Raw genomic sequence first — 17673 nt, forward strand, 5'->3', positions numbered from 1 at the left:
CTGTTGTAAACCTCTTTGCTACTAGTTATAATAGGATTATGTGAAATACTCACAATTATAAAATTACAAGGGTGAGAATATGGGAAAACGAATATTTTACTTTTTATTAACAAACGTTTTGGTACTGGTCACGATCAGCATTATTCTTTCACTAATTCCCGGTGGTTGGAATTATATTGAGGATGGCGGTATCAACCCGGTATCTTTACTAATATTTAGTGCAGTAATAGGTTTTACAGGGTCATTTATCTCCCTGGCTATGTCTCGCTGGATGGCTAAGAAAATGATGGGTGTTCGTGTTATTAATCCGGATAAGGCCATGTCTGAGGAAGAAAGAGTGGTAGTTGAAAAGGTACATCGTTTAGCACGCACAGCAGGTCTTATGTATATGCCGGAGGTGGGAATCTATAACTCCCGTGAGGTAAATGCATTTGCTACTGGACCTACCAAAAAGCGCTCACTTGTAGCTGTCTCAAGTGGCTTGCTTCATGAAATGGATGACGATGCCATTGAAGGTGTTATCGCTCATGAAATAGCCCATATAGCTAATGGAGATATGGTTACAATGACTTTGCTCCAGGGTGTTGTTAACACATTTGTTGTATTCCTGGCTCGTGTTGTTGCATTTGCAGTTTCACGCTTTGTTAAAGAAGAAATGGCACCAATTGTACATTTTCTGGCGATTATTGTTTTCCAAATTATCTTCTCTATTCTTGGTAGTCTTGTTGTCTTTGCATATTCTCGACACCGAGAGTATCATGCAGATCGTGGTGGTGCAGATATAGCAGGTAAGGACAAAATGAGGCATGCTTTAGAATCATTGAAAAACTATGCCAATCGCACACAGGTGAATGAAGAGCAAACAGCCATATCTACCCTAAAAATAAATGGAAGACGTAAATCCAGCATCTTCTCTACACATCCGGATATCGATGAGCGAATTAGAAGACTTGTATAATTCATGTAACCCATAAAAAGCCTTTCACGTGAAAGGCTTTTTTATTTATCTACTTTTATTATCACAGTTGGAGTAAAATGCGAACTAAAAAACTTTTAGATTTATAAAACTAATGTTGAAAGTGGGTGGACCCATTGATATGTGCTATTGACTAAATCAAGGTATTTAAGAATTGAATAAGTAGCTCTTATCTTTAATAGCTTTGAGGCATACAACTTAGCGAAGGGGAAATATGGAGACTCCTGCGGGAGGAGAGGCCTCGATGAGACCCCGGAACGCGGTATAAAGGTTGGAAGGCTAAAGTCGCGACGTCCTGTCGCAACGCCTTCATGACCAACATCATGTTGGCCCGAGGCTCATCAGCCGCCCGCGGAAAGCGGAATATTTCCCCGTAGCGGTGATTTACGCAGCCTCTATATTCTTAGTTACTTCGGAGTTTATCTAAAATTCGCCTATATAGCTATTCTGATTCACTTTATTTTTACAATAAATGTAAATAACGAATCAGTATAAATCAGGGACGCGACAGGAAAAGATGGGAACGTCTTTTCGAAATTTAGCAACTGCACTTATATCAAGTGTTTCTACAATCGTCTCTACTTCTGTGTCACTACCTGTTTTCAAGCAATTTCCCCATGGATCAATGACCATTGAATTACCTGCGAAATCCACACCATTGTACTCACCAACACGATTACAAGCAACGATATAGATTTGATTTTCTATTGCCCGGGCAATTAAAAGAGATTTCCAGTGGTTTTTCCTTGCAGTCGGCCATTCTGCTACTACATATACAATCTTTGCACCTTCTAAAGATAAGCTGCGAGTTAGTTCAGGGAAACGAAGGTCAAAACAAATAATTAATCCAGCTTTCACTCCATCCAATTCGAACACTTGAACTTTCTCTTTACCACCAGTCAAATATCTAGGCTCATCCAACATAGGAACTAAGTGAATTTTATCGTAGCGGTATACAACATCACCACTTCTATCAACGGTTACACTTGTATTATAAAACTCGCCGTCTTTCTTATTAGCAAAGGAACCACCAATAATATTGACTTCATAAGTAATTGCCGTTTTTTTCAAAAATTCTGTAATTGGTTCTCCATTTGTCTCTGCTACAACTTCCAGATCAGGGAGTGTATAGCCCGTAGTCCACATTTCCGGTAGTACAACAGCATCAGGCTTCTCTTCTCTCATTGTATGTCCCAACCATTCAGCTACTTTTTTCTTGTTTGCTCGCGGATCTCCGGGGACGATATCCATCTGATAAATTGCATGCTTCACTATAAGTCCCTCCCATAATGTTATATTATAGCCAGCCATTCTCCTTGAATTTGGAAATCGCTTCAATACGATTTCCTACTTCCAATTTTTCAAGAATAACAGATACGTAGTTTCTTACCGTTCCATTTGTGATGGCTAGCTTCTTAGCAATTTCTTTCGTGTTTTTTCCCTCAGCAATTAGTTTTATTACTTGTGTTTCTCTATCGGTAAGCGGATTTTCATCGCTGTAAACCATATCTACTAATTCAGGTGAGTAGATCCGTCGCCCTTCCATAATCTGGCGGATGGATGTCGCTAATTCATCGCTTGGGCTGTCTTTTAATAAATAACCACTAACGCCTGCATTTCTAGCCCTTTCAAAATAGCCCCTTCTTGCAAAAGTAGTTAATATAATTACTCTACAATCCACTGCTTTTAACTCTTCTGCAGCTTCCAGGCCACTTTTCAGAGGCATCTCAATATCCATTATACATATATCCGGTTTTTTGAGATCTACCAGATCAAGAACCTCTTCCCCATTCTTTGCCATCCCAACTACTTCCATATCCTCTTCAAGGTTCAATAGAGACCCTAAAGCTCCAAGCAGAAGTCCCTGGTCTTCTGCTATTACTATGCGAATCATTCTTCTTCCTCCTTTGACTGTTGGATAATGTTAGGTACACTAATTTCTAAAGTAGTACCGTTAGCAGGGATGATTTCCAGGCTGCCGTTCACAAACTCAAGTCTTTCTTTCATTCCACGTAATCCATGTCCCTTAAAGATATTTATGTTTCCCTTCGTTCCAATACCATTATCCTTAACAAGAACAATTAATTCACTTGAGCCCTCTTTTATATGGATATGACATTTGGAGGCTTGACTATGCTTAACAATATTTGTTGCAGCTTCTTTTAAACACATGCTCACTACATTTTGCACCAGTAATGGAATCTCTTTTAATTCTGACTCTCCTGTAAAGTGAAATTCCACCTCTGCTGTTTCCATTACTTGCTGTATGCGCAGTAACTCTTCTTTGAGTGAAGTTGTTTTCATATTAGATACCATCTCACGAACCTCTTTTAATGCTGTTCGTGCAGTTGAGTGAATATCATCTAGTTCTTTTTTCGCTTTATCTAGCTCTACATACACGAGTTTCCCAGCCAAATCACTCTTAAGTCCAATTAATGAGAGTTTCTGACCAAGCGTGTCATGTAGGTCTCTCGCAATACGCTGACGTTCTTCATATACCAACAGCTTAGAGATTTTCTGGTTAGCGCTGTCCAGCTGTAGCTGCAATCTTTCTGTTTTATTTCGTACATATAAATTAATAGGTAAAAGAATAACACCGATAATACTAATAACTACAAAAGGAAACTGTGCTAGGAATAGCGGGTTCTGATTGTAAAAACTCACACCCGCCGCACAAACCGTTGTTATTATATTCACTACATATAACGTTATAAAGCCGGCCTTGCTTTGTATATTACCAATAAAAAAGGCAAGGAATAAGGCGAAATAAATATATCCAAACAATAAGGTCATTCCAATACTGATAGCCATTTCAATTCCGACAGAAACATATACCGTCCAGCCTTTTTTTATAAAAGATAGACGATATGTCGCAAAGAAAAGAATAATTAGAATAACACCAATTATTATTTCAACAGTGGATGTTGAACGAAAAATAAAATAAGAGGGCAGGATACAAAACGCTATCCAGGCAAAAGCACTAAGTCCTGTATTCTTAGGAATAATATGAAACCAATTCTGCATATATCATCTTTAACCTTTCCAGCCATATTCACTTTCCAGCTTTTGTACAGTATACCAAAAACCCCACTACCTTACATAGTGGGGTAAACAAAAGCCATTACTTTTCTGGAATGCTTGGTCTTTGTGGATTAAGTTGAATGGAAAGTTTTCTTTTTTTAATGAGACTCTTCACTTCTTTGAATGTAACAAACGACCTTGTCGCTTCATCATACAGACGAAATCGTATGGATTTAAGGCTTGTCGCTAATGTAATCGTAGTAGCCTTTTGTAATGGAGGTGTGGATTCATGTGCTTTTTCCAAATGATAGTTAGGCACCCTTGGGCTTAGATGGTGCACATGATGAAATCCGATACTCCCCGTCAACCATTGCATGACCTTTGGCAACTTGTAGTAAGAGCTGCCATCAACTGCTGCTTTCACAAAATCCCATTCGTCCTCATTTTCGAAATAGGAATCTTCAAATTGATGTTGGACATAAAATAACCAGATCCCTAATGCTCCCGATACAAATAAGATAGGAAGTTGGATAATTAGAAATGCCTGCCATCCTACCAGCCATATTAAAAGAGCATAAATAACAACAATCGAGACGTTAATTAAATACGTATTAATACGTTCCTTTCGTTTTGCCCCTTTTCGATTAAATCTGTTAGACAGGAGGAAAAGATACAGAGGGCCAAACCCGAACATGATAATAGGATTACGATAAAGTCGATAGGCAAGTCTCTCCCAAACGGAAGCTTGGACATATTCCTCTACTGTCATTACCCAGACATCGCCGGTTCCGCGTTTATCCAAATTACCACTGGTAGCATGATGAATTGCATGACTTCTCTTCCATTTTTCAAATGCAAAGAGAGTGATAATACCTGTTATTGTTCCAACAATTCGATTTGCTTTACTGCTTTTAAAGAATGAACCGTGCGTACAGTCATGAAAAATAATGAAAATCCGGATGACAAAGCCTGCAGCAATTACAGATAATGCCACTGATAGCCATATGGAAAGAGATAGACTTTGATATGCCAAGAACCAAAGCAGAAAAAACGGCAGAATTGTATTTATCAACTGCATAATACTTGCCTTCATATCTGAATTTGCAAAAGATGCAACACTTTTTCTTAATTGTGCTTGTTTTTGTCTACTCATAATTACCTCCTAATATAGAGAAAACGTTCTATTTTACTTATCATAGTTCAAATTAAAATTCTATGTAAGACATAAATGTCAATAATGGGGTATGACAAATGTCATGGGTTGAGTGTATAAACGTAACTGGATCGCCATTCTACCTTGTTTTATACATAATTACTAAGATGGATCTTTTATTTACCGACAAAAAAAAGAGCAGGCCACATGCCCGCTCCTCTCCTAATTTTCTCCATTATGCGCTTGATGAAGCGGAGGGGGTACTAACCAGCCTTTTTCTTTGTTAAGTCGTAGAAGCTTGGCACCAAAAGCAGCTTTTTGTGTGTGAATTTGCCCAAACATCATGGCAATATCCTCACGAATACATTGTCCTATTACCTGGCTTGCTGCAACCAGGCCAGCTGCAACACCCATAGACATGGATGCAGCGATTTCCGGATCCTGCACACGGGCTCCTGTAGGGATATCCTCTAGCTGAGCAGATGGTCTATCAGGTGGTGTTGGTGGTAAACCTACACCGTTTGCCTTTAACAATGCCTCTAATTCCTGAATTTCCTGGTTACCTTGCTGGATCGCTTCTTGAATAAGTTTACGAAGATCTTCATCACCTGCGTGATTTATAAAGGTTTGATGGCCTGCCACCATTCCCTTCATTGTGTTTACTGCTGACCAAATACTGTATACCTCACCATAATGCATCGGTTCATCAGTCGGGTTACCGCTTAATATTCCCATTTTTATCCTCCTAACAATATTCATAGTCGTGCCACCTTTCCTACCATGCACTCTCATATGTTTCCTTCATTAGCCTCCATTTATGCGTGACACTCCTCAAAGAAACCTCTCGTTGGTTTTTTCCAGCATTAAGCTTGTATAATAAAAGGGGATGGACAATCATAAAGATGTTTAGAGGGGGTTTTTAAATGAAAATAGAGAAAGTGATTGACAAGCTACAGCATCGAAAACCATCTATTTTAGGATATAAGGACTTCTTTAAATCAGCCGTTCTACTACCCCTTATTAATATAAATGGCGAAACCCATATTTTGTTTGAAGTTCGTTCCCTAAAATTACGGAGACAGCCAGGTGATATTTGCTTTCCAGGTGGGAGAATTGATACAAATGATCCTACCCCTCGTGCTGCAGCGCTTCGTGAAACTACAGAGGAATTAGGAATCCCCGAAGGAGAGATTGCAGACGTGCTGCCACTTGATTATATTGTCTCGGATTTTGGCAGAATCGTTTACCCTTTTGTTGGGGAAATTACTACCAACCACTCTTTTGAGCTTAACAAGGATGAAGTAGAGGATATATTTACGGTTCCACTTGATTTTTTCCTTACTACAACCCCGGAAATACATTATGTAAGCATGCAAATTACTCCTGACTCTGATTTTCCTTATGCATCCATTATTGGGGGAAAAGATTATGACTGGCAGGTTCACCGCATGGAAGAGATGTTCTATTACTATGAGGGTAGAGTAATTTGGGGATTAACAGCCAAAATCATCGCACATTTCATTGAACTGCTAGAATCTGAGTAGCTCTTTAAAAGCAGCATTTTAAAATATAGAATGGCTTGTTTAACAAATTTTGAATTATAACTTGTATTACGTCGAGATAAATACTTATCTAATACTATTTCATTCCCTGCACAGTTGGAGAAAACTGCGACGTAACTTAGAATATAAAGACTGCGTAAATCACCGCTACGGGGAAATATTCCGCTTTCCGCGGGCGGCCTGCGAGCCTCCTCGAACTTCACTAACGTTCCGTTCTGTGGGGTCTCGCTAGTCTCGCTTTTCCCGCAGGAGTCTTCATATTTCCCCTTCGCTAAGGTGTATATCTCAGAGCTATTAAAGATAAGAGCTACTTATTCAATTCTTAGATACCTCAAATTAGTCAATAGCACATACCAATTGATTGGAGCGGAAGGGGGCGACTCCTGCCGGAATAGCATGAGTCGAAGACCCTGGACGGAGCGTAGCGGAGGAAGCGGCTGAGGCCATGCCGGCGGAAAGCGTCCCCCTGCAGTGGAAATCAATGGGGCCATTCATCTCCTTAAAATGAGATAAACTACTACCAAGTTACGTCGCAGTATATATATTATGAATTAGTTTAAAACTTCCATAAATGTTTCAGAACCAAAAAAGAAACCATGCCAACCTCAGCATGGTTTCTTTTCTACTTAGTTCCAATCTATTTTAACAGGTAACACGGCTTCTATCTGATCTTGGTAAAGTTGTTTCTGTTGTTCTTCTACCCATAACTGAATAGCTCCATGATCATTACTGCTTCTAATTAAGCGGCCAATCCCTTGTCTTAATCGGAGCAACATATAAGGTATGTCGACTTCATGAGCTGGGTTTTTTGCATGCTTGCGCTTTGCCTGAAAAACTGGATCCTTTGGCGGGAACGGCAAGGATGAGATAATAACCTGGGTCAACGCTTCCCCAGGGACATCCAGCCCCTCCCATAAATGATATGCGCATAAAACGGAAGATGCTGTTAATTGGAAGGAGCGAACTGTCTCACTTATTTCCCGATCTCCTTCATAAAGAACGGAAAAAGAAAAGGATTGCAAGTTAACCCATTCCCTGAACCCCTCCATTTCTTCCATTGTGGAAAACAGAACGAGAGAACGGCCTTCGTTATTAATTAGCTGCTGACCTATTTTTTCCCATTTGCTATTTTTATCACTAACGATATGTCCAGCTATTTTCATCTGCTCTTCATAGTCAAAAGGCGAATCAACAGAAAAGGAATCAAATGACTGAATACCTAGACTGTTAGCTAGATAAGAAAAGTCTCCCGCTTGAGCGAGAGTAGCGGAAGAAAAGACAAACGGAATGTCCTGCGAGAATACTTCCTTTTTAAGCACATCTTCTACTAATCGTGGCATAATTACCAAATTGGTGGATGTTTCACTCTCCTCTAACCAGTAAATACCCTCATCATCCTTTAATAAAATGGATAATCCATAAGAGAAAAACTCCAAGTATTCTTCGATAATTTTGATATGGTAATCTTCCATTGTAAATAGTTCTGCATCAAAAACTAACTGTTCCAGTAATTGTTGAACCTTTTCATATAAGGATTTTGCCATTTCAAGCATTGTAGAAGAAAAATTTATTTCTTTTCTATTGGAACCCTGTACATTAGTCGTATTCTTACCAAGTAACTGAAACCACTCATCATTTAATGTTAAGATATCTTCAACTAAATATAACGTTTCTTCACGAACATCTTGCCCCATATAGGCTGTTAATACATTGGACAGTGTTTCAAAATTATATCGATAGGTTAATCCTTTTTGCGCAGCAAACTCCAATAGATGCCCTTCATCGAACACAACACAGCTAGCTTCCGGCAATAATGGCATTTGCCCTTCACGCTTTCTGGACTCCTTTGTCCATATATGTTCCATATAAAAATCATGTGAACAAATGATTAAGTCAGTTGCATGTCGATAGTACTCTCTATTTAATGTTTGCCCACTACGGTGTCGCCATTCACAAGTGGAGCATTGCTCAAGTGGGTCCCAGGCAATTTTTTCCCAGCTTTCATTAGACACCCATGGATATTCTTTTCGGTCTCCATAACGTTCAAAGGACTTCATCATGGCGCTCGTATCAAAAACAAATTCCGGTATAGCATCATGCACTTCATGGAGGTCCTCATCGTCCGTATGCTCGACAAGTGCATCTAATTTTCGTACACATACATAATTTTCTCTTGCCTTGGCAAGTCTTACATCAATAGACAATCCGAGCGCTTTTTCCAGCTTCTCAATGTCTCCATCTTTCTTTACAAGCTGCTCGATTAATGTTTCATCTGCACATGAAATGATTGCAGGTTTTCTGCGATAACGTGCATAACAGATGGCGTAGAGCAAGTATACAAATGTCTTGCCTGTACCTACCCCAGCTTCAGCAAATATCGTATGTTTATTTTTAAACGCTTGTTCTAATTGAAAAGCCATATAAATTTGTTCATCACGCAGTTCATACCCCTGATCTGGTAATATATCGTAAAAAACATCACCAATATAATCTCCAAGTCGATCAAAGAAATTTTCTGTTTTGGAAATGGTAAAAGGAAGTGAATTTGTTTTCATCATAGTAAACTCCTCTAAAGTCGTTAAAATTGTTATTATACGTGACAGGGAGAACTCTGTCACGGAATTTTTTATCCCTACCGAATCATACACAATTCTGCCCCTTTTTCCAAACAAAAAACCGGTTCTCCCTCCCGCCAGAAGGAAACCGGCTCTCATTTATATAAAACCCTTGTTTGATTCAAGTAATAGAAGCATTATTTTACAAATCAGCTAGTGCTGCCCTACCAGCTCTTGCATGCTCCCATGCTTCAAAAAATTGGAATGCCAAGAAAATGCTTTTTCCATCACATGTGGTGTTTGTCCACCCTAAGTTAGAGCCTCCTTATAGTACTCCCATAATTGTTCTCGATACATTGGATGGGCACAGTTTTCTATTATTAGTGGTACTCTTTCCCTTGGAGCTAACCCACGTAAATCTGCATACCCCTGCTCTGTCACCACAACATCTACATCATGTTCGGTATGATCAATATGTGATGCAAAGGGAACAACACTAGAAATGTTGCCATTCTTAGCAATAGACTTTGTTACAAAGATAGCTAGCCTGGCATTTCTTGCAAAATCACCTGACCCTCCAATCCCGTTCATCATCTTCGTGCCTGTTACATGTGTAGAATTAACATTCCCATAAATATCAAATTCTAAGGCAGTATTAATTGCGATTAGTCCGAGTCGACGAATAATTTCCGGATGGTTTGAAATTTCCTGTGGACGCATAATCAATTTATCTCGATAATTTTCAAAGTCCTCAAAAACTTGCTTCATTTTATTTTCGGAAAGCGTTATAGAGCAGCATGACGCCATTTTTACTTTTCCCGCATCAATGAGGTCAAAGACCGCATCTTGAAGCACTTCTGAATAAACTTCTAAATCCTTAAATTCCGAAGTCAACATGCCATGTAATACAGCATTTGCAACAGAACCAATTCCAGATTGCAACGGAGCAAGCTTTTCTGTCAGCTTACCTGCCTTTATTTCGTTTCTTAGGAAATTCAATAAGTGATCAGCCATCATTTGTGTTTCCTCATCGGGGGGAACTATAGTAGAAGGAGAATCTTGTTGATTTGTAACAACAATCCCAGCTACTTTATCCAAATCTACCGGAATGCCAATAGTACCAATTCGGTCCTTAACGTTTGTTAAAGGTATTGGTGTACGTTCCCCTTGCTTTCCTGGACTGTAAAGATCATGCAAACCTTCTAACAATTCAGATTGAGCTGTGTTTATCTCAATTATAATATTTCTTGCATGCTCAGCAAAAGCCATTGAATTACCTATGGATGTACTTGGGATAATTTGTCCATGCTCTGTTATAGCAACCGCTTCCAAAATAGCATAGTCAACGGTTTCCAGTGTATTTGCCCGTAACATTTCAGCTGTATGTGATAGATGATGGTCGACAAACAAATGTTCACCTTGATTTATCTTTTTTCGCATTACCGGGTCTGCCTGAAATGGTAACCGCTTGTTAACCATACCCACTTCTGCAAATAGCTTATCTACATCTGGTCCTAAAGAAGCGCCTGTAAATACATTGACTTTTATCTTTTCTCCGTTTTTTACACGATCTGCAAGGGCAGTAGGTACTGCTTTCACATCCCCTGCACGGGTAAAACCACTCAATCCTAATGTCATACCATCGTGGATAAGAGACGCAGCTTCCTCCGCAGGAATCACTTTTTTACGGAGCTGGGAATTTTTAATACGCTTATTTACTTCTCCCATAAACTTACCTCACTTTCTATTTCATAAGGTTAAGAATAATTGTAATATAAGCGCTTTCCTGTTTGGGGTTTTATGTGAATATAAGTAAATAATTGATTAAACTATAAAAATAAAGGTTTAAAACAGCATATTTACACTTAAAAACCAAGTAATTTCCTAAAATAGCTAGAGTAGGATTGACTAACCGGTATTGTCGCGCCATTTTTCATAGATAATAAAAAGGTCGAATGCGTATCTGGAAAAATATCCACAATATAATTAACGTTTACTATAAAAGAGCGATGACAGCGAATAAAAGATTCTATCGGTAAAATATATTCAAACTCCTGGAGGGTATGTTTATGTACACCTGCAACGTTATCTGAGATCACATGTGTTCTTCGCTCTTTCACTTCCAAGTACAAAACTTCCTGAAAAGGAATTGGTCTCCATCCATCAGCGGTCTTCACTGTTACAACAGACTTTCCTTCTGTCATCGCAGGATAAATAGCCAATACCGCCCCTTCCAAGTCTTCCTCTTGATAGAATGGAACAGCCATGCCATGGTATGGTACACCATAGACGCTTCTATTAATAAACTCGGAAACCTTCTGTTCGGATAGTAATGCCTTACTGGCCAGCGTCCCCTCTTTTATAGAATCACCTGGGCTAATTTTTAAATCAATCCGTTTGCTTGGACGATAATAAATATATTCACTTTTATTTGTGACTCCTATAGAAACTTCATCAGAAAAAAGTTCTCCGATAACATTTAATAAGGATGTGATTGTTAATTTCTGCATAGAAAAACCTCCATAAAATAAAGCACAATCCCTTTCCACGGAATTGTGCTCGAGAATTTAACTGTTTATTTTGCAGTAAATGTCCTTGGCATTACTGCTGCTATGACTTCGCCTTTCGCACAACATTGGTCTCCTGCAAATACTTCAGTATGTATCTTCCACTTCTTAGGGTGAACTTCTTCAATTATACCAACTGCTTTTAACTCCGTATCATGTGGAGTTGGTTTTAAAAAGTCAATGTGAAGCGATGCAGTAACAAATCTGGGTGGCTCTACTCCATCGCCAGGCTCATGGCCATTCTTCCGATGCAAGGCGAGTGATGCAGAACCAGTGCCATGACAATCAATTAACGATGCAATTAAGCCCCCATATACAAAACCTGGAATGGCGATATGCTCTTCTCTCGGCGTATACTCCGTAACTGTTTGATCTCCGTACCAGCTTGTTTTCAATTGCAAACCCTCTTTGTTCAATCTTCCACAACCATAACACCACGAATAATCAGCTGCGTAATCATCTTGTATTGCCTGGACCTTTTCCTTCATCATCTCGTTGCCTCCTTTTCGTCTCATTATAGCATAAACATATCCCATTCAAAGGATGACAGATTTGTACTTCTCAGCTAAAATGGGAAGTATACATATGATTTAAACAGAAGTGGGGTTTTGTTATGAGAAGATTGGTGATTTTAGGTGGGGGTTATGGGGGTTTAAGAACTCTTTTGGGCATGTTAGAACATCAATTACCAAATGATGTCGAAATAACTTTGGTAGATCGCAACCCGTATCATTCGATAAAAACTGAATTTTATACGATTGCCGCTGGTACCGTTGCAGAAAAGGATGTCCGCTTGGATTTTCCAGAAGACAAGCGTGTTACCTATTTTTATGGAGAAATTAAAAAAATTGATACGGAAAATGAACAGATCCTATTTAGCGATACTAGTGAAACCCTTGCTTATAATTATTTATTAATTGGGCTAGGTTGTGAGGATGATTATCATGGAATTGAAGGAGCAGAAAAGTATACGCATAGTGTTCAGACCTTTGCAAAAGCGCGAAAGACCGGTTTAGCTGTTGGTAATTTAAAAGCATATGGGAAAGTAACAATTGTAGGGGCAGGCCTAAGTGGGATTGAAGTAGCGTCAGAAATCAGGGAAAGCAGAAAGGATTTAAATATTCGATTGCTTGATCGCGGTGCTTCTGTATTAAAGGCATTTGATTCAAAAATACAAGAATATGTAGCAGATTGGTTTATAAAAAATGAGGTCGATGTCCTCCATCACTCCAATGTAGAATATGTCGAAAAAGATGGTGTTTGCAATAATGGTGTTTGCTTTGTTAACGATGTGACCATTTGGACAGCAGGCGTAAAACCAAATTATCTTGTTAGAGATTTACCATTTAAAAAGGACCATCAGGAGAAAATTATTGTGAATGATTTCTATCAGGTTCCAGAGAAACCGAATGTTTATGTAGTTGGTGATTGTGTCGCTTCCGAATTTTCACCAAGTGCTCAGCTGGCAGGACAGCAAGGTGATCAAATTGCGGAAATTCTGTTAGCGGTATTAAATAACAAACAACCTAGTAAACCAAAAGAAATTAAGTTGAAAGGTACGTTGGGATCACTTGGCAGATCAGATGGATTTGGAAATATGATGCAAAAGCCAATGACTGGTCTACTGCCACGATTAGCAAAATCAGGTGTCCTTTGGTTAAACAAACGTCACTAAAATAGAACGTTTTAAGTTGGAGCTGTGCATGGCTCCTTCTGGCAATAAAATAAGAAAAGCTGCACTGTCTTCCGGAATAGACAAGGCAGCTTTTTTTGTTTGCACAATAACCATTTAAAATTCAAAGGGTCCTACTTATATGCTGAAATTAAAATCCAATGATTCGTGAAAAAGATATACTGTGAAGTGACTTGGTTGCTTGAAATGGCCGTTTCGGATTTTGCGAATGTCTCCAGCGGATAGTTTCTCTATCCGGATTATCTCGCTCTCCTGGACTATTTACATATACAGACTAACCAACAATGGGGTGATTAGCGAAACAACAACTGCACTTACAATCATGGCAATGGTACTTACTGATCCTTCCAGCTGGCTGTTTTCCATGGCAGATGCTGTACCAATCGCATGAGATGCTCCTCCCATCCCTACTCCCCTTCCAATAGGGTGCTTGATCCGAAACAATTGAAAAACAGCTGAACTCATAAGCACACCACCAATCCCAGCAATCATTACAAACACTGCCGCAAGTGGAGTAGTTCCACCAAGCGAATCTGTCACTGCCATGGCAACAGGGGTCGTCACAGATTTTGGGGTTAATGAATAGATAATAGTTTCTTCAAAACCAGCCCACTTTGCCAATAATAAACCAGAAGAAACCCCTACAATCGCACCACCACAAGTCCCTATAAGAATTGGCGCCGTTAATTTTTTTAATGTCTCTCTCTGTTGATAAAGCGGATAAGCCAACGCTACCACAGCAGGACCAAGCAGCTTTTCAATCCAGCCACCCCCAACCATATATGTTTCATATGGAATTCGAAAGCCCAAGAGGAGAATGATAATCAAAACGGTGGAAGTTAGAACAGGAACAGTAAATGGATAATCCAACTTTTTATGTAATTTTACTGCTAAATAATACACCGCTATCGTAATAATAATTGCCACAAAACCAATAACGAATTTACTCATTTTTAACTTCTCCCCTAACCACCAGCCACTGGCTTATTAATCCACCACATGTCATCACCAATATTGTACTTCCTAATGTAATGCCAACTAACAAAAACCCCTTCCCAGCGAATACCCCGTAATACTCTAATACGCCAACTGTAACGGGAATAAAAAAGAATGCTAGATTATTAATAATTAATGTTGCTCCAGCCTCTATCCAAGAGATTTTAAAAACACCAGTCGTCAGAAGCAAAAATAGAAGCAACATTCCAATCACACTACCTGGCACCACTAGATTAAAAACAGACTGAACCCAGTTACCTACAAGGTAGAGTAATGATAATAAACCGATTTGTATAATTATTTGTATGACCTTAAGCAAGTTAAACACTCCAATAATTTGAGATGAATCCAGTATAGCAAAAAAGATGATGGATCGTCGTACTCACCCATCATCTCAAAGCAAATTTCTATTAAACTTGCATATAAAGATTAGCAACATCTTCATGCTCCTGAATCCACTTTTTATTTACTTCCAACTTGCCTGTTATAGTCAGTAATTGCTCTTCTACTCTGTTTCTAGCCGTTCCACCCGCTACATCTCTAGCATTTACTACTGCTTCCGGAGTTAAAACATTAAAGATATCCTCTTCTACAAGCATAGAGAACGAGCGAAATTCCTCCAAAGTAAGATCAAGCAAATACTTATCCTGCTGAATGCAATGCAATACGATCTGACCAACTACAGCATGTGATTCACGAAAAGGCATCCCTTTTCCTACCAGATAGTCTGCTAAGTCTGTTGCATTGGAAAAGTCCTTGCTTACCGCTTCATACATCATATCTTTTTTTACATACATGCTTTCAATCATAGGTGCAAAAAGGGCAAGCGCTCCTTTTAGGGTTTCTACCGTGTCAAACATCCCCTCTTTATCTTCCTGCATATCCTTATTATACGCTAATGGAAGTCCTTTAAGGGTCGTGAGCATACCAACCAAATGGCCATACACTCTTCCTGTTTTCCCTCGCACGAGTTCTGCTACATCCGGATTTTTCTTTTGTGGCATCATACTGCTGCCTGTACAAAATGCATCATCTAGTTCAATGAAATTAAATTCTGCACTGGACCATTGAACAAGCTCCTCACATAGGCGAGATAAGTGCATGGATATCATGGATGCTGTGGAGAGAAATTCGACTACGAAGTCTCTGTCACTAACAGCATCTAAGCTATTTTCACAAATTCCATCAAAACCTAATTCCTGCGCTACGAGCTTCCGATCGATTGGAAACGTGGTCCCAGCCAATGCTCCTGCACCAAGCGGTGACTTGTTCACTCGCTTCCAGCTATCCTGCAATCTTTCCAAATCACGTTCAAACATAAACGCATATGCCATCATATGATGTGCAAATAGTACTGGCTGTGCTCGTTGCAAATGGGTATAGCCTGGTAGGACTGTTTCCAGATTTTCCTGTGCTTGTTTATAAAGTGCTTCTTGAACATGAATAAGCAATTGACTTAGTTCAACGATTGCTTCTCTTAAATAGAGTCGCATATCAAGGGCTACTTGGTCGTTTCGGCTTCTCCCAGTATGCAATTTGCCACCAACAGCCCCAACTTCCTCAATCAAAAGCTTTTCCACATTCATATGAATATCTTCATGCTCTTCACTTAACACTGCTTCTCCATTTTTAATTTTAGCTGCAACTTTTTTCAAACCAGCTGTAATACTTGTGGCATCCTCTGCTGAAATGATATTACATACTTTTAGCATTTCCACATGTGCAAGACTGCCCTGAATATCGAATTGGGCAAGCTTTTTATCAAAAGAAATAGACGCAGTATATTCATCTACCAGTTGGTTTGTTGGTTTTGTAAAGCGTCCTCCCCATAGTTTCATGGTTTCACAGCTTCCTTTACATCTACAACTGCTTCCTCTGTGGAAATGGCCTTCTTAGCATGCGTTTGATTCACTGTAGCGTGAACCTTTGTTGGTAAGCCCCAAAGTTTTATAAAGCCTAATGCTGCTTCATGGTCAAATGCATCTTCCGCGTTATATGTTGCCAAATCAAAGTCATATAGCGATTGAGCAGATTCCCGACCAACTACCTGAGCATGCCCTTTATACAGTTTTACCTTTACCGTACCAGACACGTGTTGTTGTGTTTCATTAATAAACGCTTTAAGAGCATCCGTTAATGGAGAATACCATAAACCATCATATACCGTTTGAGAGAGCTTCTGTTCAATCATTGGCTTAAATTGCGCAACCTCTCTTGGTAGAGTTAAAGCTTCCAGCTCTTGATGTGCAGCAATTAATGTTAAAGCTGCAGGTGCTTCATAAATTTCCCGTGATTTAATTCCTACTAGACGATTCTCCACATGGTCAATGCGCCCGACTCCATGCTTTCCGGCAATTTCATTTAATTGCAAAATCAGCTCTTCGAGTGGCAGGGAAGTGCCATCAAGTGATACTGGTTTTCCTTGTTCAAATGTTAGTTGCACGACCTGTGGAGTATCTGGGGCATCAACAGGGTCTACAGTCAGTTCATACGCTTCTTTTGGTGCTTCCACCCATGGATCCTCCAATACGCCACATTCATTACTACGTCCCCATAAGTTTTGGTCAATACTAAACGGATTATCTACATCGACAGGAACAGGAATTCCATGCTCTTTTGCATATGCAATCTCTTCATCTCGAGACATTGCCCATTCACGCACAGGCGCAACGATCTTTAGAGAAGGATTTAATGCAGTAAAAGCAACATCAAACCGAACCTGGTCATTCCCTTTTCCTGTACAACCATGAGCGACAGCAACTGCTCCTTCCTTTTCTGCAATATCTACTAGAATCTTAGCAATTAGCGGACGGGACAAAGCAGAAATTAATGGATACTTCCCTTCATATAGTAAATTTGCCTGTAACGCCGGGAGTACATATTCTTCCGCATAAATTGATTTCGCGTCAACAACATAGGATTTTATAGCCCCTACATTCAATGCTTTCTCTTTTATAAAACCAAGGTCTTTTCCTTCTCCTACATCTAGGGCGACCGCAATAACATCATAATTATAGTTATCCTGTAACCACTTCACTGCAACTGATGTATCAAGACCTCCAGAATATGCCAAAACGACTTTTTCTTTATTCATCTATCCGCAACTCCTTTATAGTTATATTCGTTATGAATTATTATGCGTTATTTTGA

The 17673-nt window shown here is 39.4% G+C and carries 15 protein-coding genes and 1 pseudogene; 3 read left to right on the forward strand and 13 right to left on the reverse strand.

Annotated features, from left to right (window positions below; translation table 11 throughout):
- Window positions 1–79: 79 nt before the first annotated feature.
- Entirely contained in the window at window positions 80–958 is an 879-nt protein-coding gene (gene htpX / locus X953_RS17265) for a protease HtpX (RefSeq protein WP_040956660.1), read from the forward strand.
- 504 nt (window positions 959–1462) lie between these two features.
- Here the strand turns inward: htpX and X953_RS17270 are convergent.
- The 5 genes from X953_RS17270 to X953_RS17290 all read right to left on the reverse strand — a co-directional run bounded on the left by X953_RS17270 (window position 1463) and on the right by X953_RS17290 (window position 5885).
- Window positions 1463–2248, reverse strand: a complete 786-nt coding sequence (locus tag X953_RS17270; protein WP_040957208.1) for a carbon-nitrogen family hydrolase — start codon at window positions 2246–2248, stop codon at window positions 1463–1465.
- Window positions 2249–2273: 25 nt separating this feature from the next.
- Window positions 2274–2870 carry a DNA-binding response regulator gene (locus tag X953_RS17275; protein WP_040956661.1) on the reverse strand — a complete coding sequence of 199 codons (597 nt, stop codon included), beginning with the start codon at window positions 2868–2870 and terminating at the stop codon, window positions 2274–2276.
- Entirely contained in the window at window positions 2867–4000 is a 1134-nt protein-coding gene (locus tag X953_RS17280) for a sensor histidine kinase (RefSeq protein WP_040956662.1), read from the reverse strand. Before X953_RS17280 ends, X953_RS17275 begins: the two co-directional genes overlap by 4 nt.
- A gap of 97 nt (window positions 4001–4097) precedes the next feature.
- Window positions 4098–5150, reverse strand: coding sequence for a fatty acid desaturase (locus X953_RS17285; RefSeq protein ID WP_040956663.1), 1053 nt, complete (start codon window positions 5148–5150; stop codon window positions 4098–4100).
- Window positions 5151–5372: 222 nt separating this feature from the next.
- Window positions 5373–5885: a DUF3231 family protein gene (locus X953_RS17290; protein WP_084715735.1), complete on the reverse strand. Its 513-nt coding sequence runs from the start codon at window positions 5883–5885 to the stop codon at window positions 5373–5375.
- Window positions 5886–6073: 188 nt separating this feature from the next.
- On the opposite strand from X953_RS17290, the gene X953_RS17295 reads away from it, so the two are divergent.
- Complete coding sequence (locus X953_RS17295; RefSeq protein ID WP_040956665.1) at window positions 6074–6694, forward strand: CoA pyrophosphatase; 621 nt, start codon at window positions 6074–6076, stop codon at window positions 6692–6694.
- 644 nt (window positions 6695–7338) lie between these two features.
- Here the strand turns inward: X953_RS17295 and X953_RS17300 are convergent.
- The 4 genes and pseudogenes from X953_RS17300 to X953_RS17315 all read right to left on the reverse strand — a co-directional run bounded on the left by X953_RS17300 (window position 7339) and on the right by X953_RS17315 (window position 12325).
- The gene (locus X953_RS17300) at window positions 7339–9267 is read right to left on the reverse strand and encodes an ATP-dependent DNA helicase (RefSeq protein ID WP_040956666.1); all 1929 of its coding nucleotides are present in this window, start codon (window positions 9265–9267) and stop codon (window positions 7339–7341) included.
- Between the two features lie 213 nt (window positions 9268–9480).
- Window positions 9481–10995 (reverse strand): annotated as a pseudogene (locus tag X953_RS17305) (acetyl-CoA hydrolase/transferase family protein).
- Between the two features lie 137 nt (window positions 10996–11132).
- The gene (locus X953_RS17310) at window positions 11133–11777 is read right to left on the reverse strand and encodes a LytTR family DNA-binding domain-containing protein (protein ID WP_040956667.1); all 645 of its coding nucleotides are present in this window, start codon (window positions 11775–11777) and stop codon (window positions 11133–11135) included.
- A 65-nt stretch (window positions 11778–11842) separates the two neighbouring features.
- The gene (locus X953_RS17315; protein ID WP_040956668.1) at window positions 11843–12325 is read right to left on the reverse strand and encodes a PaaI family thioesterase; all 483 of its coding nucleotides are present in this window, start codon (window positions 12323–12325) and stop codon (window positions 11843–11845) included.
- A 122-nt stretch (window positions 12326–12447) separates the two neighbouring features.
- Here X953_RS17315 and X953_RS17320 point away from each other — a divergent pair, with 122 nt between their 5' ends.
- Window positions 12448–13509, forward strand: coding sequence for an NAD(P)/FAD-dependent oxidoreductase (locus X953_RS17320; protein WP_040956669.1), 1062 nt, complete (start codon window positions 12448–12450; stop codon window positions 13507–13509).
- A gap of 279 nt (window positions 13510–13788) precedes the next feature.
- Here the strand turns inward: X953_RS17320 and X953_RS17325 are convergent, their stop codons facing one another.
- The 4 genes from X953_RS17325 to X953_RS17340 all read right to left on the reverse strand — a co-directional run bounded on the left by X953_RS17325 (window position 13789) and on the right by X953_RS17340 (window position 17617).
- Window positions 13789–14478 (reverse strand): LrgB family protein, encoded by a 690-nt coding sequence (locus tag X953_RS17325; RefSeq protein ID WP_040956670.1) that lies wholly within the window; start codon window positions 14476–14478, stop codon window positions 13789–13791.
- Entirely contained in the window at window positions 14471–14842 is a 372-nt protein-coding gene (locus tag X953_RS17330) for a CidA/LrgA family protein (RefSeq protein ID WP_040956671.1), read from the reverse strand. The genes X953_RS17325 and X953_RS17330 overlap by 8 nt, the downstream gene beginning before the upstream one ends.
- 91 nt (window positions 14843–14933) lie before the next feature.
- Window positions 14934–16361, reverse strand: a complete 1428-nt coding sequence (gene argH, locus X953_RS17335) for an argininosuccinate lyase (protein WP_040956672.1) — start codon at window positions 16359–16361, stop codon at window positions 14934–14936.
- Window positions 16358–17617, reverse strand: coding sequence for an argininosuccinate synthase (locus tag X953_RS17340; protein WP_040956673.1), 1260 nt, complete (start codon window positions 17615–17617; stop codon window positions 16358–16360). The genes argH and X953_RS17340 overlap by 4 nt, the downstream gene beginning before the upstream one ends.
- Window positions 17618–17673: the final 56 nt, after the last annotated feature.

The organism is Virgibacillus sp. SK37 (assembly GCF_000725285.1).
Lineage (GTDB): Bacteria > Bacillota > Bacilli > Bacillales > Amphibacillaceae > Virgibacillus_Q.

Bases quoted from the DNA above. Each gene is read 5' to 3' on its own strand.
- htpX (WP_040956660.1), top strand. From the start codon at position 80: ATGGGAAAACGAATATTTTACTTTTTATTAACAAACGTTTTGGTACTG.
- X953_RS17275 (WP_040956661.1), bottom strand. From the start codon at position 2,870: ATGATTCGCATAGTAATAGCAGAAGACCAGGGACTTCTGCTTGGAGCT.
- X953_RS17280 (WP_040956662.1), bottom strand. From the start codon at position 4,000: ATGCAGAATTGGTTTCATATTATTCCTAAGAATACAGGACTTAGTGCT.
- X953_RS17285 (WP_040956663.1), bottom strand. From the start codon at position 5,150: ATGAGTAGACAAAAACAAGCACAATTAAGAAAAAGTGTTGCATCTTTT.
- X953_RS17290 (WP_084715735.1), bottom strand. From the start codon at position 5,885: ATGGGAATATTAAGCGGTAACCCGACTGATGAACCGATGCATTATGGT.
- X953_RS17295 (WP_040956665.1), top strand. From the start codon at position 6,074: ATGAAAATAGAGAAAGTGATTGACAAGCTACAGCATCGAAAACCATCT.
- X953_RS17300 (WP_040956666.1), bottom strand. From the start codon at position 9,267: ATGAAAACAAATTCACTTCCTTTTACCATTTCCAAAACAGAAAATTTC.
- X953_RS17310 (WP_040956667.1), bottom strand. From the start codon at position 11,777: ATGCAGAAATTAACAATCACATCCTTATTAAATGTTATCGGAGAACTT.
- X953_RS17315 (WP_040956668.1), bottom strand. From the start codon at position 12,325: ATGATGAAGGAAAAGGTCCAGGCAATACAAGATGATTACGCAGCTGAT.
- X953_RS17320 (WP_040956669.1), top strand. From the start codon at position 12,448: ATGAGAAGATTGGTGATTTTAGGTGGGGGTTATGGGGGTTTAAGAACT.
- X953_RS17325 (WP_040956670.1), bottom strand. From the start codon at position 14,478: ATGAGTAAATTCGTTATTGGTTTTGTGGCAATTATTATTACGATAGCG.
- argH (WP_040956672.1), bottom strand. From the start codon at position 16,361: ATGAAACTATGGGGAGGACGCTTTACAAAACCAACAAACCAACTGGTA.
- X953_RS17340 (WP_040956673.1), bottom strand. From the start codon at position 17,617: ATGAATAAAGAAAAAGTCGTTTTGGCATATTCTGGAGGTCTTGATACA.